We start from the raw sequence: 25,077 nt of genomic DNA, 5'->3' as shown, positions 1-25,077 counted from the left end.
CGATCCCCTCCCCGGAGGTTCCCGTGCCGCCGACAACGCCCCCTTGGTCCCGCCGCACCTTCCTCGCCGCCGGCTCCACCGCGGCCCTGGGACTCGCCGTGCCCGCGCAAGCCACCACCCCAGCAGACGACTTCGAGACGCTACGGCTCCGCTGGCTCGATCTCCAGCTCGGTACCGGCTACGACCCGGACGCCGAGCCGTACGCCTCCCGCCTCGCCGGGACCGGTGACCTCGCCGCCCGCTACCGCGCCTCCATGGCCCCCACCGCCACCTCCCTGTGGCCCGGTCACGCCTTCGACCCGCCCTCCGGCATCACCCAGAGCTACCACCGCCTGTGGGTCATGACGCAGGCGTACGCCCAGCGGGGCACCGGCCACACCGGCGACCCCGGCCTCCTCGCGGACGTCCTGCGCGGCCTCGACCACCTCTCCGAGCGGGTCTACCACCCCGCCACCACCCGCTACGGCAACTGGTGGGAGTGGCAGATCGGCAGCCCCCGCCTCCTGATGGACATCCTCGCCACCCTGTACGACGCGGCCGGCGCCGCCCGCGTCGGGGCCGCCTGCGCCGCCGTCGACCACTTCGTCCCCGACGCGATGCTCCGCGACTACAGCGGCACGTCCACCGGCGCCAACCGGGTCGACCTGTGCCGTTCCGTCGCCCTGCGCGGGGTCCTCGGCAGGTCGCCGGCCAAGCTGGCGCTCGCCCGCGACGCGCTCTCGCCGGTCTTCCCGTACGTCACCTCCGGAGACGGGCTCTACGCCGACGGTTCGTTCGTCCAGCACACCTGGGTCGCCTACTCCGGTACGTACGGACAGGTGATGCTCGACGGGCTGGGCCGGCTGTTCGCCCTGCTCGCCGGATCGCCGTGGGCGGTCACCGACCCGAACCGGAGGATCGTCCTCGACAGCGTCGAACACGCCTACGCGCCCCTCGTGTACAACGGCCTGATGATGGACAGCGTCAGCGGACGCGCCGTCAGCCGGGGCATCCTGCGCAACGACCCGCACGGCACCCTGCGCGGCGACCACTTCCACGGCCAGGGGATCATCGCGGCCATCGTCCTGCTCGCCGGGGGCGCCCCGGCCGCCGAGCGCGACCGGTGGCACGCGCGCGTGAAGGGCTGGATCGAGCGGGACACCGTGAGCCCGGTCCTCACCGCCCCCCAGTTCGGCGTCGCGGACCTCGCCCGGTTGCACGCCGCCGCCGCCTCGCCGGTCCCCGTCGCGCCCGAACCGGTCGGCCACCGGCTGTTCGCCGCCATGGACCGGGCCGTGCACCGCCGCCCCGGCTGGGCGGCCAACATCGCCATGGCGTCGGAGCGGATCGCGTACTACGAGTGCGGCAACGGCGAGAACCCGCGCGGCTGGCACACCGGAGCCGGAATGCTCTACTGGTGGGGTCCGGGGCCCGGCGCCGACGCCCAGTACACCGACTGGTTCTGGCCGACCGTCGACCCCTACCGGCTCCCCGGGACGACGGTGTCGGCCAAGCGGCTGCCCGACCGCGCGGGCGGCGAGTGGGGCGCGCCGAAGCCGGACACGCGGTGGGTGGGCGGAGTGACGGACGGCGAGTTCGCCGCCGTGGGGCAGCACCTGAAGGGCCTGGGCTCCACCCTGGAGGCGCGCAAGTCCTGGTTCTGCGCCGCCGACACGGTCATCTGCCTCGGCGCGGGGATCGGCTGCGCGGACGGCGTCCCCGTGGAGACGGTCGTCGACAACCGGAACCTGGGGGAGGCGGGCGGCGGGCGGTTCACGACCGGGCCGGGTGCGCGCTGGGCCCACCTGGAGGGGCACGGGGGGTGGGTGTTCCCCGGCGGCACGGGGCGGTTGCGCACCCTGCGGGAGGACCGGACCGGTGCCTGGCGGGACATCAACACCACGTCCACCACGGAGCGCCGCACCCGCCGGTACCAGACCCTCTGGCTGGACCACGGCACCGATCCGGCGGACGCCTCGTACGTCTACCTCCTGATGCCCGGCGCCTCGCGCCGGACCGTCGCGGCCCGCGCGTACGACCCCCGCTGGCTGGAGGTCCTCGACAACACCGCCGCCCGCCAGGCGGTCGCCCTGCCCTCGCTGGGCCTGACGGCGGCCAACTTCTGGCAGCCGGGTACGGTGGGGCCCCTCACCGCCGGCGCGCCGGCGAGCGTCCTCGTCCGCGCGAAGGGGCGCACGGTGACGGTCTGCGTCAGCGAGCCGCCGCGCACCGGACGGCCCGTGGACATCGTCTGGCACCACCCCGTACGGCACGTCGTCGCCCACGACCCGGCCTTCGAGGTGCTCGGGACGGGACGGACGCTCCGGCTGCGGGTCCGCCCCGGCACGGCGGGCGCCGGACACCGCTGTGTGGTCGGCATCTGACCCTATTGTGAGATCTCCACAACGCCTGGGGGTCCTGGGCTGGCACTTCGACTGCACTGACGGGCGGTTCTGTCCAGGGCTCACAGGAGATGGGGCGGGAGACTGTACAGAGTCGACGGCGGGTTTTCCTTGGTCGGCTTCGTAGGGTCGATGCATGACCGTTGTGGACGAAACCCAGGGCGAGCCGACCGATGCCCGTGGGCGTGTGGCAGAGCTGCACGCCCTGCGCGAGGAGGCCCTGCGCGGCCCGAGCGACCGGGCGACCGAAGCCCAGCACGCCAAGGGCAAGCTGACCGCCCGTGAGCGCATCGAGCTCCTGCTCGACCCGGGCTCGTTCCAGGAGGTCGAGCAGCTGCGCCGGCACCGGGCGACCGGGTTCGGCCTGGAGGCGAAGCGGCCGTACACCGATGGTGTGATCACCGGCTGGGGCACGGTCGAGGGCCGGACGGTCTTCGTCTATGCGCACGACTTCCGGATCTTCGGCGGCGCGCTGGGCGAGGCCCACGCCACGAAGATCCACAAGATCATGGACATGGCCATCTCGGCCGGGGCACCGCTGGTGTCCCTGAACGACGGTGCCGGCGCCCGTATCCAGGAGGGCGTGTCCGCGCTCGCCGGTTACGGCGGCATCTTCCAGCGCAACACCAAGGCGTCGGGTGTCATCCCGCAGATCAGCGTGATGCTCGGCCCGTGCGCGGGCGGCGCCGCCTACAGCCCGGCGCTGACGGACTTCGTGTTCATGGTCCGTGAGACCTCGCAGATGTTCATCACCGGCCCGGACGTCGTCAAGGCGGTCACCGGTGAGGAGATCACCCAGAACGGCCTCGGTGGCGCCGACGTGCACGCCGAGACCTCGGGCGTGGCGCACTTCGCCTACGACGACGAGGAGACCTGCATCGCGGAGGTCCGCTACCTCCTGTCGATGCTGCCCTCCAACAACCGCGAGAACCCGCCCGCTCACCCCAGCGACGACCCGGCCGACCGCCGCTCGGACGTCCTGCTGGACCTGGTCCCGGCGGACGGGAACCGGCCGTACGACATGGCGAAGGTGATCGAGGAGCTCGTCGACGACGGCGACTACCTGGAGATCCACGAGCGCTGGGCGCGCAACATCATCTGCGCGCTGGCCCGCCTGGACGGCCAGGTCGTCGGCATCGTCGCCAACCAGCCGCAGACGCTGGCGGGTGTGCTGGACATCGAGGCGAGCGAGAAGGCGGCCCGCTTCGTCCAGATGTGCGATGCTTTCAATATCCCGATCGTCACGCTGCTGGACGTCCCCGGCTTCCTGCCGGGCGTCGACCAGGAGCACGGCGGCATCATCCGCCACGGCGCGAAGCTGCTGTACGCGTACTGCAACGCCACCGTGCCGCGCATCTCGCTCATCCTGCGCAAGGCCTACGGCGGCGCGTACATCGTCATGGACTCCCAGTCCATCGGCGCCGACCTCACCTACGCCTGGCCGACGAACGAGATCGCCGTGATGGGCGCCGAGGGCGCCGCCAACGTCATCTTCCGCCGCCAGATCGCCGACGCCGAGGACCCCGAGGCCATGCGCGCCCGCATGGTCAAGGAGTACAAGGCCGAGCTGATGCACCCGTACTACGCCGCGGAGCGCGGCCTGGTCGACGACGTCATCGACCCCTCCGAGACCCGCTCCGTCCTCATCGCCGCCCTGGCGATGCTCCGCACGAAGCACGCCGACCTGCCGTCCCGCAAACACGGCAACCCGCCCCAGTAACAGGAGCCCCACGTGACCGACTCCCACCTGCTCCGCGTGGAGAAGGGCCAGGCCGACCCGGAGGAACTGGCGGCCATCACCGCCGTCCTCCTCGCCCGCGCCTCGGCCCGCCCCGCCGCCGCCCCGGCCCGCCGCCCCCGCTCCACCGCCGGCTGGCGCCGCCTCGAACGCCGCCCCGGCTTCAGCGCCCCGCACAGCTGGCAGGGCTGACACCCGGCCCCAGGGGGGTGTCCCGCCGACCGTGCCGGGCTCTCGACGCCCGGCGCCGCACCTGGACACCCCAGGGCCCCGCACCCCACCCGGTGCGGGGCCCTTCGCCGTCCCGGGGGCCGCCCCCGCCGCCGTCGCACCACCGTCACGTCGCCGTACTCCCCGTACGCGCGCGAAGGCCCGCACACCGTCGGGTGTGCGGGCCTTCCCGTGTACGCCGGACCTGCCGGAGGCGGGACTACCGCAGGCGGGCCATCAGGGCGTGCTCCACGAGCGTGATGAGCGCGCTCTTGGCGTCCGCGCGGTGGCGGGCGTCGGTGGTGATGATCGGGGTGTCGGGACCGATCTGGAGCGCCTCGCGGACCTCGTCCGGCGTGTACGGCTGGTGGCCGTCGAAGCCGTTGAGCGCGATCACGAAGGGCAGGCCGCTGTTCTCGAAGTAGTCGACCGCCGGGAAGCAGTCGGCGAGCCGGCGGGTGTCGACGAGGACGACGGCGCCGATGGCGCCGCGGACCAGGTCGTCCCACATGAACCAGAAGCGGTCCTGACCGGGCGTACCGAAGAGGTACAGGATCAGGTCCTGGTCCAGCGTGATGCGGCCGAAGTCCATGGCCACCGTGGTGGTCGTCTTGTCGCCGGTGTGGGTGAGGTCGTCGATGCCCGCGGACGCAGACGTCATGACGGCCTCGGTACGCAGCGGGTTGATCTCCGAGACGGCGCCGACGAACGTGGTCTTGCCCACGCCGAATCCGCCCGCCACCACGATCTTCGCGCTGGTGGTTGAGCGGGCTGCACCGCCGCTAGAGCTTGCGAAGTCCACTGAGCACCCTTTCGAGCAGTGTCACGTCTGGCTGGCCGCCGGCGGACTCGTCGCCGCCGGGCTGGTGGATGGCGACAAGTCCGGCCTCCGCCAGGTCGGCGACGAGGATCCGGGCAACGCCGAGGGGGATGGAGAGGAGTGCCGAGATCTCGGCGACCGACTTGATCTCGATGCACAGCCGGCAGATCCGCTGGTGCTCGGGCAACTGCCCTTGCAGCCTGGCCGGATCGGCCGTGGTGGACACCAGCGCCTCGATGGCGAGCTGGTAACGCGGCCTCGTCCGGCCGCCGGTCATGGCGTACGGACGGACCAACGGGTTGTGGTTGCCCGACGTGGGCGCGGGCTCCGGGCGACGCCGCTGCTGCGCCGGCTGGATGCGCGGTGCCTGCGGCTGGACGTACGAGTGGCCGGATTGCGGCTGCTGGTAGGGCTGCTGCGGCTGCTGCGTGCCGCCCTGACCGCTCGGCGCGGAGGGGAAGTTGAAGCGGTTCTGGGCGTTCTCACCCTGCGACTGGTGCGCACCGTCGTATGGGTGGTGTCCGCCTGGGGGTGTTGCCACTTTTCCTCCTCGACTGCCGTTCACCGGTTCCATGTCCCTGTGGAGCCGCGCCACCGCACCCTATGGTGCGGTGGCGAGAAACGCACGGTCTGTTTGCTAGTTGAGAAGACTTCTTTGGAGTTCGGCGCGCAGGTCCGGGGTAAGAACACTGCCCGCGCGATCCACCAGCAGGGCCATCTCGTAGCCCACCAGACCGATGTCGGCGTCGGGGTGGGCGAGGACGGCCAGCGACGAGCCGTCCGAGATCGACATGATGAAGAGGAAGCCGCGCTCCATCTCCACCACGGTCTGGTTGACCGCGCCGCCCTCGAAGATCCGGGACGCCCCGGCCGTCAGCGACGTCAGACCCGACGCCACCGCCGCGAGCTGGTCGGCCCGGTCACGGGGGAAACCCTCGGACATCGCCAGCAGGAGTCCGTCGGCGGAGACCACCACCGTGTGGGACACCCCGGGGGTGTTGTCCACGAAGTTGGTGATCAACCAGTTCAGATTCTGCGCCGCCTGGCTCATCGGGCTCACACTAACGCTCCTGGTTGTAGGTACTACCCGGGCCGAGGCCCGATCCGTTCGTGTCCGTTCCCGCGTTGCGCCCCTGCTGGACACCGCGCCGCAGGTTGCTCAACCTGCCACGCACGTCCTCCGGGGCGCGGGAGACCTGTGGGCCGCCCTGCGGGGTCTGCTCCGCCGTGCCCTCGACCAGGTTGGCCTTGGGTACGCGCCGCGGGAGTCCGGACGGGGTGACCCCGCCGGCCTTCGGCTCGCGGAGCTTCTCGGCCCGCTGCCAGCGCTCGTCGTTGGTCGAGCGCCAGTCCTCGGAACCGTTGTCCTCGCTGCTGCTCTGCGAGACCCGCTGGACCGGCTGCGTCTGCTCCGCTTGAGGAACCTGCTGCTGTTGCGGGGCCGGAGCCTGCTGCTGGCTGCCGCGGCGCGGCAGACCGGCGTCGGTCAGCGCGTGACCGGTGCTCGGGGTGGGGCCCGAGGAGAAGCCTACGCGCTCCGGGCCGTTCGTGGGAGCGCCCTGGGCAGATTCCGATTCCGCCGCGTAACCGGAGTCGTAACCACCCTCGTAAGAGTTCTGTTCCGGCCACTCGCCCTGGTGGGACTGGGGCTCGAACTGGTTGTCGTACTGCGGCTGCTGCGGCTCCTGAGCCGGAAAACCGGATTCCGCATAGGACGGTTCGGCGTACTCGCCGGTCGTGTACTCGCCCGTGGCATAGTCACCGCCGGCGTACGGCTGCTGGTAGCCGTCGTACGGGTCCTGGGCGTAACCGTCCCGCTGCTCGTACTGCTGCTGCTCGTAGCCGTACTGCTCCTGGCCGCCCTGCTCCTCGTACGCGGGGGCCTGCCGCTCCTGGGCCACCTCGTCGCGGAACGCGGGCCGCTCGCCCTCGGGGCCGCCGTTGAGCTGCGCGCCCAGCGCGGCACGGCGCTCCTCCCGCATCCGGGAGCGGCCGACCGGGTCCAGCGCGCCGTCGCCCTGCGGCTGCTCGTACCGGGAGTCGTCGAAGCCCAGCTCCGCGGCCGTGCGCAGCGGAGCCGCCTCGAACGCCTGCTGCTCCGGGATGATCTGGGACACGGTGAAGTCGTCGTTCGGGGCCGGATCGCCACCACCACCGTGGGTGATCGCGTCCGGGAGCATGACCAGTGACGTCGTACCGGCCTGCTCGCCCGAGGGGCGCAACTGGACGCGGATGCCGTGCCGATCGGCGAGGCGGCCGACCACGAACAGGCCCATGCGCTGCGAGATCGCGGCGTCCACGGTCGGCGGGTTGGCCAGCTTGTGGTTGATGTCGGCGAAGTCCTCGGCGGTCAGGCCGATGCCCTTGTCGTGGATCTCGATCATCACGCGGCCGTCGGGCAGACGGGTCGCGGTGACCCGGACCTTGGTCTGCGGCGAGGAGAACGTGGTGGCGTTCTCCAGCAGCTCGGCCAGCAGGTGCACGAGGTCGGTCACGGCCTGACCGTGGATCTCCGACTCCGGTACGCCGGTGAGCTCGATGCGCTCGTACTGCTCCACCTCGGAGGAGGCGGCACGCAGCACGTCGACCAGCGGGACGGGCTGGTTCCAGCGGCGGCCGGGCTCCTCGCCGGCGAGGATGAGGAGGTTCTCGCCGTTGCGGCGCATACGGGTGGCCAGGTGGTCCAGGCGGAAGAGGTTCTCCAGCTGGTCCGGGTCGGCCTCGTTGTTCTCCAGCTCGGTGATCAGGGTGAGCTGGCCCTCGATCAGCGACTGGTTGCGCTGGGACAGGTTGGTGAAGATCGCGTTGACGTTGCCCCGCAGCAGGGCCTGCTCGGCGGCGAGCCGGACGGCCTCGCGGTGCACCTGGTCGAAGGCGCGGGCGACCTCGCCGATCTCGTCCTTCGAGTCGATCGGGATCGGCTGCACGCGGGTGTCGACGCGGCCCGGGTCGGTGCGGGAGAGCTGGTCGACCAGCATCGGCAGGCGCTGCTCGGCGATGCTGAAGGCGGCGCTGCGCAGCCGGCTCATCGAGGTGCTCATCTGCCGGGCCATCATCCCGGCCAGGATGAACGCGGCGAGCAGGGCGACCACGACGATGGCCCCGATGACGATGGCGTCGGTCTTCGCGTCGGAGGAGATCTCGGCGGCCTCGTCCACGGCCTTGTTCACCAGTTCGGTGCTGACCTCGCCGTAGCCGTCGAACTTGGACGTGGAGGCGCCCAGCCAGGTCTCCTTGACGACGCCCTTGGCCTGGAGTTCCTCGATCGCGTCGGCGTCCTCGGCGTTGCCGATCTTCTCGGCCATGGGCGCGAGGACCGAGCCGTTGTCGTCCTTGGGCAGGGTGATGCCCTCGGCCTGGAGCCGCTTGTCACCCTCGAGGGCCCGGCGCTGCATGACCGCCGTGAGCTTCTCGACGTCCTCCTCGGTACCACCCGAGTTGTACTCGCCGAGGGCGATCTGCTCCAGGTAGTTGTACGAGTTGAACGCGCGGCTCTGCTCGGCGAACGTGGCGTCGTCCTTGCTCGGCCGGACCAGGAGGTGGGTGCCGATCGAGCGCTGGAGCGAATTGGCCGCCTGGGCGAGCTGAATGGCATAGACCATACGGCCGTAGGAGGTGACGTTGCCCGTGCCGAGGCCGAGCTCGTTGGCGAACTCCATCAGATAGTGCTGGACCTTGGTGTAGCCCTCTTCGGTCTTCACCGGGTCCAGGGCCTTGGAGTAGGCCGCCTGGCGAAGCTTCTCGAGTTCCGGCTCCTCGGCCCTGAACAGCTTGAGACGGCGCTCCAGACCCTGCCCCGAGGGGAGGTCGCGGACGGCTTCGTCGAACTTCTTCTTCGCGGCTTCCGTCTTGGCGTACTGGCCGGTGACCTCGTCGCTCTCCCGGTCCGCGGCGCTCTTGGCGGTGAGCAGCGGTACGGCGGTGAGGTCGCGCTCGTTGAGCAGCGCCTGGCCGTACTCCGAGGCGGCGCGCACGATGAGCGCCGTCTTCTCGGCGTCCTGCGCCTCCTGCCAGGTGTCGATGGCCGCCTTCACCTGGAAGCCGCCCATGACGAGCCCGACGAGCACGGGTATGAGGAGGATGGCGTTCAGGCGGGTGGCCACCCGCCAGTTGCGCGGGGACAGCTTGCTGGAGCTGCCCGTACCGCCCTTGCCGCCGGGGGCGGCCGACGACGTTCCGGGGGTATCGGCAGGCGGCACCGCTGTGCGTGCGGGCGGGGTGAAGTTGCCCCGCGCCTGCTGCTCTGCGGCGCTTTTCGTGCTTCGCCTCACTCGACCAACAACCTCTCGGCGCCGGCACCTACGTCGTGCCGTTTTATCTGTTTCAGGGCCGTACTACTCGGGAGTTCGTCGCATTGCAGCACGTAAAGCGGCCGCGTTCCAAACCCCCCGTTCGGGTCGTTACCAGTGGTTCAGACCTCAGATAAAACGGGCATAAAGAACGAGCCCCGCCAAAAGGCGGGGCTCATGTGAGCACAGCGGCACCATGCGGATGCGTCTCGTGTTTGACGGTCCGCAATTCTCTGTCGAAACGTTATGAACCCCCGGGGCCGACCGTGTGCAAGGACACACTCGGCCCCGGATCGCCACTACGACAACTGCCGTACGGCCACGTCTACTTGAGGCGGGCCATCAACGCGTGTTCCACCAGCGTGATCAAAGCGCTCTTGGCGTCCGCGCGGTGGCGGGCGTCGGTGGTGATGATCGGGGTGTCGGGACCGATCTGGAGCGCCTCGCGGACCTCGTCCGGCGTGTACGGCTGGTGTCCTTCGAAGCCGTTCAGCGCGATCACGAAGGGCAGGCCGCTGTTCTCGAAGTAGTCGACCGCCGGGAAGCAGTCGGCGAGCCGGCGGGTGTCGACGAGCACCACCGCACCGATGGCGCCGCGGACCAGGTCGTCCCACATGAACCAGAAGCGGTCCTGACCGGGCGTACCGAAGAGGTACAGGATCAGGTCCTGGTCCAGCGTGATGCGGCCGAAGTCCATGGCCACCGTGGTGGTCTTCTTGTCCCCGGTGTGGGTGAGGTCGTCGATGCCCGCGGACGCGGACGTCATGACGGCCTCGGTACGCAGCGGGTCGATCTCCGAGACGGCGCCGACGAACGTGGTCTTGCCCACGCCGAATCCGCCCGCCACCACGATCTTGGCGGAGGTGGTCGAGCGACCGCCTCCCGAACCGCCGCTAGAGCTTGCGAAGTCCACTGAGCACCCTTTCGAGCAGTGTCACATCCGGCGTTCCGCCGGCCTCTCCATTGCCCGGCTGGTGGATCGCCACCATGCCCGCCTCCGCCAGGTCGGCGACGAGAATCCGGGCTACGCCCAGCGGCATCGACAGCAGCGCCGACACCTCTGCCACCGACTTCACCTCACGGCACAGGTGGCAGATCCGCTGGTGTTCGGGAAGCAGGCTTCCCAGATGGGCCGGGTCGGCCGTGGTGCTGACCAGCGCCTCGATGGCGAGCTGGTAGCGCGGCCTCGTCCGGCCGCCGGTCATGGCGTACGGACGGACCAGCGGCTGGTCGCCTTCGACGCCGTAGCCGGCGTCCGTGGGGACGCCGTACGGATCGTGAGAGGCGGGGGGCGGGGTCATTGATCCTCCAGTGACAGCAGGTGGTCTGCCTGTCGTCTGACTGGGCCGGTGGGGGGCCGGAGGGGGCGGCCGACGGTGAACGAGGCAGGGGGGACGGTACGGATTGGGGCGTACCGCCTCAGTGGAGCAGGCTGCCCTGCAGTTCCGCGCGCAGGTCAGGGGTGAGGACGTTGCCCGCGCGGTCGACGAGCAGGGCCATCTCGTATCCGACGAGGCCGATGTCGGCATCAGGGTGCGCGAGCACGGCCAGGGAGGAACCGTCCGAGATGGACATCAGGAAGAGGAAGCCGCGCTCCATCTCCACCACGGTCTGGGCCACGGCACCGCCTTCGAAGATCCGGGAGGCCCCCGCGGTGAGCGAGGTCAGCCCGGACGCCACGGCCGCGAGCTGATCCGCGCGGTCGCGAGGGAACCCTTCGGACATGGCGAGCAGGAGTCCGTCGGCGGAGACCACCACCGTGTGGGACACCCCTGGGGTGTTGTCCACGAAGTTGGTGATCAGCCAATTCAGGTTCTGGGCCGCTTGGCTCATCGGTCGCAACTAACGCTCCTGCTGGTGAGTGGGGCCGGTGTGAAAACTGCCCGTGGTGGAGCTGCCTGCCTGACGCCCCTGCTGGATGCCGCGGCGGAGGTTGGTCAGGCGGCCGCGTACGTCATCAGGCGCACGCGAGACCTGCGGACCGGACTGGTGGGCCGACTCCTGCGCGGTTCCCGGCACCAGATTGGCGCGCGGGACCCGGCGGGGAAGGCCGGAGGTGGTGATGCCGCCGGCGGCGGGCTTGCGGACCCGCTCGGCCTGGCGCACCAGCTCGTCGTTGGGGGTGGCACGCCATGCCCCGGTCGTGGAGGCCGGGTCGGTGCTCTGACCGGTGCCCTGGCCGTCCCGGCGGGACGGCAGCGACGGGGCGGGCCGTGCCTGCGCGGGCCGGGCCGGCTGCGGCGCGGGCTGCTGCGGTACGGCCGGGGTCGGCATGGTCTGGTCGTGGACCGGGTACGGAGCGGCGTCGCCGCGCTGGGGCCGGTCCTGCTGCTGGTGCGGCTGCTGGGCCTGACCGTTCTGGTGGAACCAGTTGGTCTCCAGCGTGTCGTACAGCGGCGTACGGCCGTCCCCGGCGCCGGTCGCGGGCGGCAGCGCCTCCGGCTGCTGCGGCCGGCCGGCGTTGTAGTCCGGGCGGGCGAACTGCGCCGTGGACGCGGGGTCCTGGCGGTCGGCCGTGGGGCGGGCGTGCTGCCCGGTGGCCGCCGGCTCCTCGTGACCGCGCGGAACGTCGGCGCCCCAGCTGGTGGTCTGCGGGCGCTGCGGCCGCTGCTGGGGCTGGACCGGCTGCCGACGGCGCGGCGGCTGCTGCTGCGCGGAGCCCGGGAGTTCGGCGGGCGGACGGTCCGTGGCCGGCTGCTGCTGCGGCGCGCCCGGCCGGGGCCCCTGCTCGGAGGGGCCGTTCTGCCAGACGTCCGAGCGCGTCGGGATGCCGTTGTCCCGCGCATCGCGACCGCCGGCGGCACCGCCGAAGGCGCCCGCGACGCCGGCGCCGCCCTGGCGCTGCGGGTCCTGGGGCTGCTGCGGCGCTCCGGCCGGAGCCCCCTGACCCTGTCCCGGCCGGCCCTGGCGACCGGGCTGACCGCCCTGCGGTCCGCCCTGGAGGCCGGCCTGCCGCGCGGCCGCGTCGTCCCGGCCGGGCAGCGCGGGCCGCTGACCGGCCCCCGAGCCGACCTGGCCACGCGCGCCGGGGGCACCCGTACCGGCACCGGCGCCCGCGCCGAGACCGGTGCGGCCCGCGGGCGCACCGCCCGGACCACCGGGGCCGCCGGCCAGACCGGGACGGCCGCCACCGGCCGCGCCGGGGCCGCCGGTCAGCCGGCCACCGGGGCCGGAGGGACCCTGCGGCATGGCGCCCTGTCCGGGCTTGCCGGGCAGCTTCTTGCCGCCCTGGGCGACGTCCACCGGGAGCATGACCAGCGCGGTCGTACCGCCCGAGTCGGAGGGGCGCAGCTGGATGCGGATGCCGTGCCGCAGGGACAGGCGGCCGACCACGAACAGACCCATGCGGCGGGAGACCGACACGTCCACGGTGGGCGGCGACGCGAGCCGCTCGTTGATCGCGGCGAGGTCCTCGGGGGACAGACCGATACCGGTGTCGTGGATCTCGACGAGCACCCGCCCGTCGGGCAGCGCGTGACCGGTGACGCGCACCTTGGTCTGCGGCGAGGAGAACGACGTGGCGTTCTCCAGCAGCTCGGCGAGCAGGTGGACGAGGTCGTTGACGACACGGCCCGCGACCTCGGTCGCCGGCACGGAGGCGAGTTCGATGCGCTCGTACTGCTCCACCTCGGAGGCGGCGGCACGGAGCACGTCGACGAGCGGGACGGGCCGGGTCCACCGGCGGCCCGGCTCCTCACCGGCGAGGACGAGCAGGTTCTCACCGTTACGGCGCATACGCGTGGCGAGGTGGTCCAGCTTGAACAGCGAGGACAGCTGGTCCGGGTCGGCCTCGCGGGACTCGAGCTCGGAGATCAGCGAAAGCTGGCGCTGGATGAGGCCCTGGGAGCGGCGCGAGAGGTTGGTGAACATCGCGTTGACGTTGCCCCGGAGCAGGGCCTGCTCGGCGGCGAGGCGGACCGCCTCGCGGTGCACGTCGTCGAAGGCCGCGGCCACCTGGCCGATCTCGTCCCGGGAGTGCACACCCACCGACTCCACGGACGTGTCGACGTCCTGCGGGTCGGTCTCGGACAGCTGCTTGACCAGCTCGGGCAGCCGCTCCTGGGCGACCTTGGTCGCCGTGTCCTGGAGCCGCCGCAGCGACCGGATCATGGAGCGGGCCACCACGAAGGCGCCGACCAGCGAGACACCGAGCACGAGCAGGATCAGCGCACCGTTGATGATCGCGTCGCGCTGCTCCTCCTGGCGCAGCTCACGGGCGGTGCTGTCCATGTCGCCCAGCAGGGACGCCTCGATGGTGTCCATGACCTGCATCTTGGGCGCGTAGGCGTCGGTCCAGTCCAGGTAGCCGCGCGGGTCCTGCTGCTTCAGCCCGTCGTCGTTGCGGAGCACGAGCTCCGCGTACGCGTCCGCCTGGGCGATGGCGGGGTTGTTCGGGCCGAGCGGTGCCAGCAGCTCCGTCGGGTCTCCGCCCAGGGAGCTGTAGATGAGCTCGAAGGAGTCCCTCGCCGCCCTCTCGTTCTCCCGCGCGGCCGCGCCGTACTCGCGGTCGTTGGGGTCCATCTCCCGCTTTTCCTGGCTGGTCTTGGGGAGAGCGGCGGCGATGATCGCCCGCTGGATGGAGGCGTACTCCTTGGCGGACGAGAACGCGGCGAGCGCGCGGGTCCGCTTGATCATCTCGGGGTTGCTGGTGGCCTGCGCCATGTCCTGGGACAGGCTGAGCAGCGAGTTGATCAGACGGTTGTACCGCTCGACCGTCTGGAAGTCCTGGGAACCGTCCCGGAACGCGCCGCTGCGGATGTTGCCGAGCCGCACGACCTCGCCGGCGATCTGCGTGACGTTCGCGTGGATGCTCTGCAGGGCCTCGTCGCCCTGGGTGTCGCCGATGTCGTTGGTGGCGTGGAGGAACGCGTCCCGGGCCCGGTCCGCCTTCTTCTGCGGCTCGGTGACCTTGAGATCGGTGGCCGGGACGCCGTTGGACAGCGGGCCGGCCGTCAGGTCGCGCTCGTCCTGGAGCGCCTGGGCGAGGTTGGTCGCCTCCTGCGTCAGCTTGGTGAGCAGCTGCATGTGATCCAGCTGCTCCATGTCGTTCATGGACTCGTTGATACGGATGCCGCCCAGGGTGGTCGCGGCGACCACGGGGAGGGCGAGCAGCGAGACCAGTCGCGTGCTGATGCGCCAGTTGCGCAGGGCTATTCGCGGGCCGGCGTCGATGGGGCTCTTGTCCGACGGGGCGGTCTTCGCGCCCTTCGCGGCCTTCGCGCTCTTCGTGCCCTTGGCGCCCTTCGTGCCCTTGCCCGTCCTGGACCTGCCGGCCGCCGTGGACGTGGCGTCGCCGCCCTGTCCGGCACCCGGGTGTCCCGCACGGTCACCACCGTCGCCGGCCGCGGCCGGTCCCGGCGTCTGGGTGTGCTGGGGCGAGGAGCCGCGGTCGGTCCCGCCGCGCGGCTCCTGCTCCGCCGCAGCTTCCCCTCGGCCCTGGCGGGCCTGGGGAGACCCGTTGCCATCCCTCTTGAAACGTCCCTGCACTAGCGTCGCAACCTCTGGACCAGGCGTCCCCCCGCGCGAGCGGACAGGACGGTGTCGGCGTCGTGGAGCGCGAGCGCGCTCCAGTGGTGGTCGTGAGTGACCGGCGCAGATCCCCCTTCCTCACCGCCGCTCGGCGCTGTGTTGCGCCCCAGCGCGCCGGTCTGGAATCCGCGGCGGTGCGTGGAATTCCAGCACAGTGCCGGATCTCCAACAAGGCCGACGGACCGCACCCCGGACGGGGTCACGGCATGTGAGTGGCGGGTCACCGGCCGTAGAAACCGATCAGGGAGGAATGGGGCGTTCGCGTACGAGTCGCTGGTGGGACCCCTGGGTGTGGGGGGTGTCCCAGTCGCCATGATCAGCAGCGGAATGCTGCATTCACGTACGCAATGTCCGATTCCGGGGTCCGTTCCGACCGTCCGTTATGCCGGAAAAACCCCTAGCCGCGTGAGCAAACTCACATATAGATCGTTGCCATCTACCGTCAAACACGGGGAATCCCATGTTTAGCCTGACGCTTTACAAAGAAGGAAAAACCGTCAACCAGGCGCCCCGGCGGCGCCCGCACCCCGAGGTCGGACAGCACCGATGAAGACGACGATGACCATGCGCAGCATCGCCAACCCCCGCCGCACCACCCTGATGCACCTGGCCGACGCCGGCGAGCTGGACCAGGGGTCGCGCCCGGAGCACTCGGTCGACCTTCCCGCCAGCACCGCCAACCCCCGCCGTACGACCCTGATGGACGCCCCCGTCCCGGCCGCGCGGTCGTGACGGCGGGTGGCGTGCCCCTCCCGCGTTAGCCTGGAGCGTCAGACTCCAGCCAGCGGAAGTAAGGGGCACGGCATCCCGTGCGCATCGCCAGGTTCTCCATCGACGGCAACGTCGCCTTCGGCGCGGTCGAGGGCCACAGCGCCCCCGGCGAAGAGGGCGCTCTCGTCCTCGACATCATCAAGGGTATTCCGTACGCGGACTTCGAACTCAGCGGGACCAAGGTCCCGCTGAGCAAGGTCCGGCTGCTGCCGCCCGTCCTGCCCAACAAGATCGTGGGCATCGGCCGCAACTACGCGGAGCACGCCGCGGAGCTCGGCAACGAGGTCCCGGACGTGCCCGTCGCCTTCTTCAAGCCCACCACCTCGGTGATCGGCTCCGGCGACGCCATCGAGTACCCCTCCTTCTCCGAAGAGCTGCACCACGAGGCCGAGCTCGCCGTCGTCATCGGCCGCATGTGCCGCGAGGTCCCGCGCGAGCGCGTCAAGGACGTCGTCCTCGGCTACACCTGCGCCAACGACGTCACCGCCCGCGACGTCCAGCGGCGCGAGAAGCAGTGGGCCCGCGCCAAGGGCTTCGACACCGCCTGCCCCCTGGGCCCCTGGGTGGAGACCGACCTCGACCCCGCCGACGTCACGATCCAGTGCACCGTCAACGGGGAACAGCGGCAGCTGGGTCGCACGAGCGACATGATCCGCTCCGTGGAGGACCTCGTCGTCCACATCAGCGAGGCCATGACGCTGCTCCCGGGCGACGTCATCCTCACGGGCACCCCGGCCGGAGTCGGACCGCTCAACGTCGGCGACGAGGTCGCCGTCACCATCGAAGGCATCGGCACTCTCACCAACAAGGTGATCAAGCGTGGCTAACGCGATCCGCGTCCGTTTCTGTCCCTCGCCGACCGGCAACCCCCACGTGGGCCTGGTCCGCACCGCCCTGTTCAACTGGGCCTTCGCCCGGCACAACCAGGGCACCATGGTCTTCCGCATCGAGGACACCGACGCGGCCCGCGACTCGGAGGAGTCCTACCACCAGCTCCTCGACTCGCTCCGCTGGCTCGGCCTCGACTGGGACGAGGGCCCCGAGGTCGGCGGCCCGCACGCCCCGTACCGCCAGTCGCAGCGCATGGACATCTACCAGGACGTCGCCGACAGGCTGCTCGCCGGCGGGTACGCGTACCGCTGCTACTGCACCGCCACCGAGCTCGACGAGCGCCGCGAGGCCGCCCGTGCCGCCGGCCGCCCGTCCGGCTACGACGGCACGTGCCGGGACCTGACCGACGAGCGCAGGGCGGCGTACGAGGCGGAGGGCCGCGAGTCGATCGTCCGCTTCCGCATGCCCGACGAGCCGATCACCTTCACCGACCTGGTCCGCGGCGAACTCACCTTCACCCCGGACAACGTCCCGGACTACGGCATCGTCCGCGCCAACGGCGCCCCCCTCTACACGCTCGTCAACCCCGTCGACGACGCGCTGATGGAGATCACCCACGTCCTGCGCGGCGAGGACCTGCTGTCCTCCACCCCCCGCCAGATCGCCCTCTACAAGGCGCTGATCGAGCTGGGCGTCGCCAAGGACGTCCCCGCCTTCGGCCACCTGCCCTACGTCATGGGCGAGGGCAACAAGAAGCTCTCCAAGCGCGACCCGCAGGCGTCCCTGAACATCTACCGGGAGCGCGGCTTCCTCCCCGAGGGCCTGCTGAACTACCTGTCCCTGCTCGGCTGGTCCTTCTCCGCCGACCAGGACGTCTTCACCATCCCCGAGATGGTCGCGAAGTTCGACGTCGCGGACGTCAACGCCAACCCGGCCCGCTTCGACCTGAAGAAGGCCGAGGCGATCAACGCCGACCACATCCGCATGCTGGACGTGAAGGCGTTCACCGCCGCCTGCGAGCCGTGGCTCCAGGCACCGCACGCCCCCTGGGCGCCGGAGGACTTCGACCGGACCGCCTGGGAGGCCATCGCCCCGCACGCCCAGACCCGCCTCACCGTCCTCTCCGAGATCACGGCCAACGTCGACTTCCTGTTCCTCAAGGAGCCGGCGTACGACGAGGCGTCCTGGCAGAAGGCCATGAAGGAGGGCTCCGACGCCCTGCTGCGCACGGCCCGCGCCAAGCTGGAGGCCGCGGACTGGACCAGCCCCGAGTCGCTGAAGAACGCGGTCCTGACCGCCGGCGAGGAGCACGGCCTCAAGCTCGGCAAGGCCCAGGCCCCCGTCCGCGTCGCGGTCACCGGCCGCACGGTCGGCCTGCCGCTGTTCGAGTCCCTGGAGATCCTCGGCAAGGAGCGCACCCTGGCCCGCGTCGACGCCGCGCTGGCGAAGCTCGCGGCGTAAGCGCCGCACCTACGCCCGAGGGGGCGGCGGGCCCGTCCGCGGCCGCCGCCCCCTCGGGCGTCCTCGCCGTCCGGGCCCGGTCCGGCACGGCGCCCGCGTAGGCTCGGGGCCATGCCGATCCGCGCGATCCTGTGGGACATCGACGACACGATCTTCGACTACGCGAGCGCCGACCGCGCCGGCATGCTGCGCCACCTGCGGGCCGAGGGCCTGGCCGGCGGGTACGACTCCGTCGACCAGGCCCTCACCCGCTGGAAGGACCTCACGGCCCTCCACTGGCGGCGCTTCGAGGCCGGCGGCGTGGGGTTCGAGGAGCAGCGGCGCGACCGGGTGCGGGACTTCCTGGCGGTGGAGCTCACCGACGAGGAGGCCGACGCGTGGTTCCGGCGGTACCTGAAGCACTACGAGGCCGCCTGGGAGCTCTTTCCCGACACCCTGCCCGCCCTGGAGCTGCTGGCCGCCGACTACCGGCACGCCGTCCTGTCGAACTCCTCCGTCCACAACCAGGAGCGCAAGCTGCGCGTCCTGGGGGTACGGGACCGGTTCGAGGCACTGCTGTGCGCGGCCGAGCTGGGGGTGGCCAAGCCCGACCCCGCGGCCTTCCACGCCGCCTGCGACGCCCTCCGGCTGCCCCCGGCGGACGTCGCGTACGTCGGTGACCAGCCGGACATCGACGCCCGGGGCGCGGTCGAGGCGGGGCTGACCGGCATCTGGCTGGACCGCACCGGTAAGGGCGGCAGGCCCGAGCTGACCCGGATCACGGGGCTCGACCAGCTCCCCGGCCTGCTGGGCGCCGATACCCGTTTTGGAGCCCCGGACTCCTTCGGGTAATGTTCTTCCTGCGCCGAGGGGAGCAAGCCGAAAGGCCGGAAACCCGGAAGCGTAACCCGAACAAAATCCCCACCGGGGGTTGCGTTTTGGTGGCCTATGGTGTAATTGGCAGCACGACTGATTCTGGTTCAGTTAGTCTAGGTTCGAGTCCTGGTAGGCCAGCTCGCAGAGCTTATCTGCAGCGCGGATGGCATCCGCGAAGCCCCCGTTGTGTAGCGGCCTAGCACGCCGCCCTCTCAAGGCGGTAGCGCCGGTTCGAATCCGGTCGGGGGTACAGATCCTTCCCGCGAGATCGTCTGGGTCGCACCCATGATCTCGATGCAGGATCGCTAGGGCCCCCGTTGTGTAGCGGCCTAGCACGCCGCCCTCTCAAGGCGGTAGCGCCGGTTCGAATCCGGTCGGGGGTACCAACTGGTCTAAACCACCAGTGGCCTATGGTGTAATTGGCAGCACGACTGATTCTGGTTCAGTTAGTCTAGGTTCGAGTCCTGGTAGGCCAGCGGATCATCACTGATCTTGCCCCCGTTGTGTAGCGGCCTAGCACGCCGCCCTCTCAAGGCGGTAGCGCCGGTTCGAATCCGGTCGGGGGTACGCACAGAGGAAGCCCTCCCCAGCAGGGGAGGGCTTCTTCGCGTTTTCGGCAGGTGGTGAAGAGGAGCGGCAACTCCGGCCCACCGCTGCGGCGTTGAAGCGGTGGGCCGGGAGCCGGCAGCAGGTACGAGGCGGTCAGCCGGAGCGCCGCAGGGCGTCCGACAGGCGGGCGGCGGCGTCGATGACGGCCTGGGCGTGCATCCGTCCCGGGTGGCGGGTCAGGCGCTCGATCGGTCCCGACACCGACACGGCGGCCACCACGCGGTTCGAGGGGCCCCGCACGGGCGCGGAGACGGACGCCACGCCCGGCTCGCGCTCACCGATCGACTGGGCCCAGCCCCGGCGCCGTACGCCCGACAGGGCCGTCGCCGTGAAGCGGGCCCCCTGGAGGCCCCGGTGCAGCCGCTCCGGCTCCTCCCAGGCCATCAGGATCTGGGCCGAGGAGCCGGCCTTCATGGTGAGCGTGGAGCCGACCGGCACGGTGTCCCGCAGGCCGGACAGCCGCTCCGCCGCGGCGACGCAGATGCGCATGTCGCCCTGGCGCCGGTAGAGCTGCGCGCTCTCCCCGGTCACGTCACGCAGATGTGTCAGTACCGGTCCGGCCGTGGCCAGCAGGCGGTCCTCACCGGCCGCCGCGGCGAGCTCCGCCAGCCGCGGGCCCAGGATGAACCGGCCCTGCATGTCCCTCGCCACCATCCGGTGGTGTTCCAGTGCCACGGCAAGGCGATGTGCCGTGGGTCGTGCGAGCCCTGTCGCCGCGACCAGCCCGGCGAGGGTGGCCGGACCGGACTCCAGGGCGCTCAATACCAGAGCTGCCTTGTCGAGAACGCCGACGCCGCTAGAGTTGTCCATGCAACGATATTCACGTCTCACTCTGTGAAACGCAAGTTCAATTTTTCCCGGAACTTGCCACCCTGTACGTACGGCCCCAGGACCAACGGGTCCGATGTCGACGTCCAGCACGTGAAACGTGGGTTTCCGGGCGTGGGCCCACAGATCTCTAGAGGTGCCGGCACACCACGCCGGCCGGAGGGAAAGCGATGGGTAGGACTCTCGCGGAGAAGGTCTGGGACGACCATGTCGTCCGGCGCGCCGAAGGCGAGCCCGACCTGCTCTTCATCGATCTGCACCTGCTGCACGAGGTGACCAGCCCCCAGGCCTTCGACGGCCTGCGCAAGAGTGGCCGGCAGGTGCGGCGCCTCGACCTCACCATCGCGACCGAGGACCACAACACCCCCACCATCGACATCGACAAGCCGATCGCCGACCCGGTCTCCCGTATCCAGCTCGAGACGCTGCGCAAGAACTGCGCCGACTTCGGCGTCCGGCTGCACCCGCTGGGCGACGTCGAGCAGGGCGTGGTCCACGTCGTGGGACCGCAGCTGGGCCTGACCCAGCCGGGCACCACGGTGGTCTGCGGCGACTCCCACACCTCCACGCACGGCGCCTTCGGCGCGCTCGCCTTCGGCATCGGCACCTCCCAGGTCGAGCACGTCCTGGCCACCCAGACGCTGCCCATGGCCCGCCCCAGGACCATGGCGATCACCGTCGACGGCGAGCTGCCCGAGGACGTCACCGCCAAGGACCTCATCCTGGCGATCATCGCGCGGATCGGCACGGGCGGCGGCCAGGGATACGTCCTGGAGTACCGCGGCTCCGCCATCGAGAAACTCTCGATGGAGGCCCGCATGACCATCTGCAACATGTCGATCGAGGCCGGCGCCCGGGCGGGCATGATCGCCCCCGACGAGACCACCTTCGCCTACCTCAAGGGCCGCGCCCACGCGCCCGAGGGCGAGGACTGGGACGCGGCGGTCGCCTACTGGAAGACCCTGCGGACGGACGACGACGCCGTCTTCGACGCCGAGGTCGTCATCGACGCCACCGAGCTGGCCCCCTTCGTCACCTGGGGCACCAACCCCGGCCAGGGAGCGCCGCTTTCGGCGTCCGTCCCCGACCCGGCTTCGTACGAAGACGCTTCGGAGCGCCTGGCCGCCGAAAACGCCCTGAAGTACATGGGGTTGACCGCCGGGCAGCCGCTGCGCGACATCAAGGTCGACACCGTCTTCGTAGGCTCCTGCACCAACGGTCGCATCGAAGACCTGCGCTCCGCCGCCGGCATCCTGGGCGGCCGCAAAGTCGCCGACGGCGTACGGATGCTGGTCGTCCCCGGCTCGGTCCGGGTCGCCCTGCAGGCGGTCGAGGAGGGCCTGGACAAGGTCTTCAAGGAGGCCGGCGCCGAATGGCGGCACGCGGGCTGCTCGATGTGCCTGGGCATGAACCCCGACCAGCTCGCGCCCGGTGAGCGCTCCGCCTCCACCTCCAACCGCAACTTCGAGGGCAGGCAGGGCAAGGGCGGCCGCACCCACCTGGTGTCGCCCCAGGTCGCCGCCGCCACCGCCGTGCTGGGCCACCTGGCCTCGCCCGCCGACCTGTCCGAAGCCCCCGCGACCGCCGGAGTCTGAGCAACCATGGAAGCTTTCACCACCCACACCGGCCGGGCCGTCCCGCTGCGCCGCAGCAACGTCGACACCGACCAGATCATCCCGGCCCACTGGCTGAAGAAGGTCACCCGCGACGGCTTCGAGGACGGCCTGTTCGAGGCCTGGCGCAAGGACCCCGAGTTCGTCCTCAACCGCCCCGAGCGGCGGGGCGCCACGGTCCTGGTCGCCGGCCCCGACTTCGGCACCGGTTCCTCGCGCGAGCACGCCGTATGGGCGCTGCAGAACTACGGCTTCAAGGCCGTGATCTCCTCCCGCTTCGCCGACATCTTCCGCGGCAACTCGCTGAAGAACGGTTTGCTCACCGTGGTGCTCGACCAGCGCACCGTGGACGCGCTGTGGGAGCTGACCGAGGCCGATCCGCAGGCGGAGGTCACCGTCGACCTGGAGGCCCGCGAGGTCCGCGCCGAGGGCATCACCGCCGCCTTCGAACTGGACGAGAACGCCCGCTGGCGGCTGCTCAACGGCCTGGACGACATCAGCATCACCCTGCAGAACGAGGCGGACATCGCCGCGTACGAGGCGAAGCGCCCGTCGTACAAGCCGCGCACCCTCCAGGTCTGAGCCCTCAGCCACCCGCGCGTCACCCTCCGGTGCCCCCGGCCGATCCACGGCCGGGGGCACCGTCGTATGCGCGGGCGGCCGGGTGGCGGGGGCGCTCAACTCCGCCGCGCGAACCGTGGAGACGATGGCCGAAACTGACCTTGTCCGCCGGTTCGGCAGGCGCCCGGGGGGCCATCCGGCTGACACCACAGGCACCCCGGGAAGCCCCTCCCGTACGCCCCCGATTCCCAGCCGAGGGACGCCCAACTCCCTTACATCAAACGGAAATTGCCGGGTAGGAGCCGGGCGGCGGGAGGGTGGCCCGGGCGGTCGTGAAGTGCCGCCGGAGCAGGCCAGTTACCCCCTACGGAGGCGACAACTCGCCCCAGATGGCACAATCGGTGCATGGAACGCGACAGCCAACTCGAGCTCTATCAGGCCGTCGCAGCCCGACTGAAAGAAGCGCACACCCGAGTGCGCGCACTGCAAGTCCCGGAGGGCGTAAGGATGACGCTGTCCCGGCAGCTGCTGGCCGTCACGGCCGTGGCGAAGCACGATCTCGCGGGCGCGGCAAGGCGGCTCGACCGGTTGATGAAGGACCTCGACGAGGGCCGATTCCCTGAAGGGGACTGACACTCGAACTCCGCGGCGGCCGACTTCGTTGCGGCACTAGGGTGATTAGCCCGTTTCGTGTTTGATTTGCGGTATATATCTGCCTAACGTGCGAAAAGCTTGAACACTTTCGTTCCGGCAATGTCTCCGAAGGGGAAGACGTGAACAAGGCGCAGCTCGTAGAAGCGATTGCCGACAAGATGGGTGGCCGCCAGCAGGCCGCCGATGCTGTCGACGCGGTGCTTGACGCGATCGTCCGTGCCGTGGTCGCCGGTGACCGTGTCTCGGTCACCGGTTTCGGCTCGTTCGAGAAGGTCGACCGTCCGGCCCGCTACGCCCGTAACCCGCAGACGGGTGAGCGCGTGCGGGTCAAGAAGACCTCCGTGCCGCGCTTCCGTGCAGGTCAGGGCTTCAAGGACCTGGTCAGCGGCTCGAAGAAGCTCCCGAAGGGCGGCGAGGTCGCCGTCAAGAAGGCGCCCAAGGGCAGCCTTTCGGGCCCGCCGCCCACCATCGCCAAGGCCGCGGGCAAGAAGGCGGCCGCCAAGAAGACCTCGGCCGCCGCCGCCAAGAAGACGGCGACCGCCGCCAAGAAGGCCACCCCGGCCAAGAAGACCACCACCGCGGCGGCGAAGAAGACGGCGACCGCGAAGAAGGCCACGCCGGCCAAGAAGACCACCACCGCCGCCGCCAAGAAGGCCACCCCGGCCAAGAAGACCACCACGGCGGCGGCCAAGAAGACGGCGACCGCGAAGAAGACCGCGCCGGCGAAGAAGGCCACGGCGAAGAAGGCGCCTGCCAAGAAGACCACGGCGCGCAAGACCACCGCCAAGAAGACCGCCTCGCGCAGCAAGTAAGCGGCGCGAGGGCCCAGGGCCACTCACACGCCGGGCCGGGCTCCCGAGAGGGAGCCCGGCCCGCGGTGCGTGCGGCCGCCCGCCCCCTCTGAGCTCAGAACGTCTGGAGCGTCACCAGGGTGATCCGCAGTGCCTCGCCCTGCCCCTCGGTCTCGATCCGGACCCGCTGCCCCGGCCGCAGCAGCCGGAGCCCGCCCGCGTCGAAGGCCGCGGCGGGGAAGTCCACCGGGGTGCCGTCGTCGAGCAGCACACTCCCGCTGCGGGAATCCGGGTCGTACGTGTACGCGGTCGCCTGCATGAACGGCAGCTTATCCGGCCGCCCCGCCCGCCGCCCGGACGTCCGCCGTCCACCGCTCGGCCGTGCGCGGCCCCACTCCCAGCTCCACGGCGGCCCGCAGATCGTCACCCGTATCCACGTCCTGCCGTACCGAGCGCACGCCGTCCAGCCGGATTTCCACCGCCCCCGACAACAAATGCCGGCGCCGGGACGCGCCGCCGAAAGCAGGACGCAATTCCACTCCGGGTGCCGCCGACAGCAATGTCGTACCGATTTCCGCGGCATCCGGGAGAAAAGCCCGCGGGAATTGCGCGGCGACCGCCAGCACCCGCGCCAGTTCCGGCGGACGCAGCGCCGGAAGATCGGCGTTCAGGGTCGCTACGGGCGCACCCGGGCGCCGCGCGCGTACCGCCCGGGCGCCGTGCGCCAGGGCCGCGTTCAGGCCCGCGGCCGGAGCGTCCGGCACGATCCGCGCCCCCAGGGCGCCGAGCGTGAGCGCCGCCACCGGGTCGTCCGTGACGACCGACACATCCCGCACCGCGCGGCAGGCCAGCGCCGCCGCCACCGTGTCCTGCGCGAAGGCCAGCGCCAGCCGTGGCCGCGCCAGGGGGCCCGCGGCGCCGGCGAGCCTGCTCTTGGCCAGCGCGAGGGGCTTCAGGGGGACGACCAGGGACCAGGGGCCGGTCGGGTCCGCGTTCGTGGCGTGTTCTCCTTCCCTGCGGCGGCCGTGCCCAGGGCCCTGCCGGGCCGCTGCCGGGCAGGGTGGCGACACCACCGCGGCGGAGCGGGGCGCCGCCCCCGCCCGGCACCATTGTGGCGTGGCACCGGTGCGACCCGG

General features: G+C 71.1%; 22 protein-coding genes and 5 tRNA genes. 16 read left to right on the top strand and 11 right to left on the bottom strand.

Annotated features, from left to right (window positions below; genetic code table 11):
* Positions 1 to 23: 23 nt before the first annotated feature.
* The 3 genes from AC07DW_RS18075 (at position 24) to AC07DW_RS18065 (ending at position 4,311) form a co-directional block, all read left to right on the top strand.
* Positions 24 to 2,363, top strand: a complete 2,340-nt coding sequence (locus AC07DW_RS18075) for a polysaccharide lyase 8 family protein (protein WP_478858635.1) — start codon at positions 24 to 26, stop codon at positions 2,361 to 2,363.
* Positions 2,364 to 2,517: 154 nt separating this feature from the next.
* Complete coding sequence (locus AC07DW_RS18070) at positions 2,518 to 4,101, top strand: acyl-CoA carboxylase subunit beta (RefSeq protein WP_478858634.1); 1,584 nt, start codon at positions 2,518 to 2,520, stop codon at positions 4,099 to 4,101.
* 12 nt (positions 4,102 to 4,113) lie between these two features.
* Positions 4,114 to 4,311 carry an acyl-CoA carboxylase subunit epsilon gene (locus tag AC07DW_RS18065; RefSeq protein WP_478858633.1) on the top strand — a complete coding sequence of 66 codons (198 nt, stop codon included), beginning with the start codon at positions 4,114 to 4,116 and terminating at the stop codon, positions 4,309 to 4,311.
* Between the two features lie 238 nt (positions 4,312 to 4,549).
* On the opposite strand, the gene AC07DW_RS18060 is transcribed toward AC07DW_RS18065, so the two are convergent.
* The 8 genes from AC07DW_RS18060 to AC07DW_RS18025 form a co-directional block, all read right to left on the bottom strand.
* On the bottom strand, positions 4,550 to 5,131 hold the full coding sequence (locus AC07DW_RS18060) for a GTP-binding protein (RefSeq protein ID WP_069978110.1): 582 nt from the start codon (positions 5,129 to 5,131) through the stop codon (positions 4,550 to 4,552).
* The gene (locus AC07DW_RS18055; protein ID WP_478858632.1) at positions 5,112 to 5,690 is read right to left on the bottom strand and encodes a DUF742 domain-containing protein; all 579 of its coding nucleotides are present in this window, start codon (positions 5,688 to 5,690) and stop codon (positions 5,112 to 5,114) included. Before AC07DW_RS18055 ends, AC07DW_RS18060 begins: the two co-directional genes overlap by 20 nt.
* A 96-nt stretch (positions 5,691 to 5,786) precedes the next feature.
* Positions 5,787 to 6,200, bottom strand: coding sequence for a roadblock/LC7 domain-containing protein (locus AC07DW_RS18050; protein ID WP_478858712.1), 414 nt, complete (start codon positions 6,198 to 6,200; stop codon positions 5,787 to 5,789).
* 10 nt (positions 6,201 to 6,210) lie between these two features.
* A complete protein-coding gene (locus AC07DW_RS18045; protein WP_478858631.1) occupies positions 6,211 to 9,420 on the bottom strand; it encodes a sensor histidine kinase in 3,210 nt (1,069 codons plus the stop codon).
* A 343-nt stretch (positions 9,421 to 9,763) separates the two neighbouring features.
* Positions 9,764 to 10,351 (bottom strand): GTP-binding protein, encoded by a 588-nt coding sequence (locus AC07DW_RS18040; protein WP_189551729.1) that lies wholly within the window; start codon positions 10,349 to 10,351, stop codon positions 9,764 to 9,766.
* A complete protein-coding gene (locus AC07DW_RS18035; RefSeq protein ID WP_064070345.1) occupies positions 10,332 to 10,739 on the bottom strand; it encodes a DUF742 domain-containing protein in 408 nt (135 codons plus the stop codon). Before AC07DW_RS18035 ends, AC07DW_RS18040 begins: the two co-directional genes overlap by 20 nt.
* Positions 10,740 to 10,857: 118 nt before the next feature.
* Positions 10,858 to 11,271: a roadblock/LC7 domain-containing protein gene (locus AC07DW_RS18030; protein ID WP_189551727.1), complete on the bottom strand. Its 414-nt coding sequence runs from the start codon at positions 11,269 to 11,271 to the stop codon at positions 10,858 to 10,860.
* 9 nt (positions 11,272 to 11,280) lie between these two features.
* Positions 11,281 to 14,925, bottom strand: coding sequence for a sensor histidine kinase (locus AC07DW_RS18025; protein ID WP_478858630.1), 3,645 nt, complete (start codon positions 14,923 to 14,925; stop codon positions 11,281 to 11,283).
* 588 nt (positions 14,926 to 15,513) lie between these two features.
* On the opposite strand from AC07DW_RS18025, the gene AC07DW_RS18020 reads away from it, so the two are divergent.
* The 9 genes from AC07DW_RS18020 to AC07DW_RS17980 all read left to right on the top strand — a co-directional run bounded on the left by AC07DW_RS18020 (position 15,514) and on the right by AC07DW_RS17980 (position 19,452).
* The gene (locus AC07DW_RS18020) at positions 15,514 to 15,699 is read left to right on the top strand and encodes a hypothetical protein (RefSeq protein WP_478858629.1); all 186 of its coding nucleotides are present in this window, start codon (positions 15,514 to 15,516) and stop codon (positions 15,697 to 15,699) included.
* Positions 15,700 to 15,776: 77 nt separating this feature from the next.
* On the top strand, positions 15,777 to 16,565 hold the full coding sequence (locus AC07DW_RS18015) for a fumarylacetoacetate hydrolase family protein (protein WP_478858628.1): 789 nt from the start codon (positions 15,777 to 15,779) through the stop codon (positions 16,563 to 16,565).
* Positions 16,558 to 18,030: a glutamate--tRNA ligase gene (gene gltX, locus AC07DW_RS18010; RefSeq protein WP_478858627.1), complete on the top strand. Its 1,473-nt coding sequence runs from the start codon at positions 16,558 to 16,560 to the stop codon at positions 18,028 to 18,030. Before AC07DW_RS18015 ends, gltX begins: the two co-directional genes overlap by 8 nt.
* Before the next feature lie 111 nt (positions 18,031 to 18,141).
* Positions 18,142 to 18,861, top strand: a complete 720-nt coding sequence (locus AC07DW_RS18005) for an HAD family hydrolase (RefSeq protein WP_478858626.1) — start codon at positions 18,142 to 18,144, stop codon at positions 18,859 to 18,861.
* 90 nt (positions 18,862 to 18,951) lie between these two features.
* Positions 18,952 to 19,023, top strand: a tRNA-Gln gene (locus tag AC07DW_RS18000).
* 39 nt (positions 19,024 to 19,062) lie between these two features.
* A tRNA-Glu gene (locus AC07DW_RS17995) sits at positions 19,063 to 19,135 on the top strand.
* 60 nt (positions 19,136 to 19,195) lie between these two features.
* Positions 19,196 to 19,271, top strand: a tRNA-Glu gene (locus tag AC07DW_RS17990).
* Positions 19,272 to 19,289: 18 nt separating this feature from the next.
* Positions 19,290 to 19,361 (top strand) — tRNA-Gln (locus AC07DW_RS17985).
* Between the two features lie 18 nt (positions 19,362 to 19,379).
* Positions 19,380 to 19,452, top strand: a tRNA-Glu gene (locus AC07DW_RS17980).
* Between the two features lie 135 nt (positions 19,453 to 19,587).
* Here the strand turns inward: AC07DW_RS17980 and ndgR are convergent.
* Positions 19,588 to 20,304 carry an IclR family transcriptional regulator NdgR gene (gene ndgR, locus AC07DW_RS17975; protein WP_017947593.1) on the bottom strand — a complete coding sequence of 239 codons (717 nt, stop codon included), beginning with the start codon at positions 20,302 to 20,304 and terminating at the stop codon, positions 19,588 to 19,590.
* 188 nt (positions 20,305 to 20,492) lie between these two features.
* Between ndgR and leuC the strand changes: the two genes are divergently transcribed.
* From leuC to AC07DW_RS17955, 4 genes are all read left to right on the top strand, one after another.
* Positions 20,493 to 21,917 carry a 3-isopropylmalate dehydratase large subunit gene (leuC, locus tag AC07DW_RS17970; RefSeq protein ID WP_478858625.1) on the top strand — a complete coding sequence of 475 codons (1,425 nt, stop codon included), beginning with the start codon at positions 20,493 to 20,495 and terminating at the stop codon, positions 21,915 to 21,917.
* A 6-nt stretch (positions 21,918 to 21,923) separates the two neighbouring features.
* The gene (leuD, locus tag AC07DW_RS17965; RefSeq protein WP_478858624.1) at positions 21,924 to 22,517 is read left to right on the top strand and encodes a 3-isopropylmalate dehydratase small subunit; all 594 of its coding nucleotides are present in this window, start codon (positions 21,924 to 21,926) and stop codon (positions 22,515 to 22,517) included.
* Positions 22,518 to 22,901: 384 nt separating this feature from the next.
* Positions 22,902 to 23,129, top strand: coding sequence for an SCO5555 family protein (locus tag AC07DW_RS17960; RefSeq protein WP_478858623.1), 228 nt, complete (start codon positions 22,902 to 22,904; stop codon positions 23,127 to 23,129).
* 140 nt (positions 23,130 to 23,269) lie between these two features.
* Entirely contained in the window at positions 23,270 to 23,962 is a 693-nt protein-coding gene (locus AC07DW_RS17955) for an HU family DNA-binding protein (RefSeq protein ID WP_478858622.1), read from the top strand.
* A 94-nt stretch (positions 23,963 to 24,056) separates the two neighbouring features.
* Here AC07DW_RS17955 and AC07DW_RS17950 read toward each other — a convergent pair whose 3' ends face one another.
* Both AC07DW_RS17950 and cofC read right to left on the bottom strand, forming a co-directional pair.
* Positions 24,057 to 24,260 (bottom strand): hypothetical protein, encoded by a 204-nt coding sequence (locus AC07DW_RS17950; protein WP_478858621.1) that lies wholly within the window; start codon positions 24,258 to 24,260, stop codon positions 24,057 to 24,059.
* Positions 24,261 to 24,270: 10 nt separating this feature from the next.
* Positions 24,271 to 25,014, bottom strand: a complete 744-nt coding sequence (cofC, locus tag AC07DW_RS17945) for a 2-phospho-L-lactate guanylyltransferase (protein ID WP_478858620.1) — start codon at positions 25,012 to 25,014, stop codon at positions 24,271 to 24,273.
* Between the last annotated feature and the right edge of the window lie 63 nt (positions 25,015 to 25,077).

The sequence above is a fragment of the Streptomyces sp. NPDC045701 genome (assembly GCF_056432045.1).
This window is presented reverse-complemented; position numbering and strand designations above follow the sequence as displayed.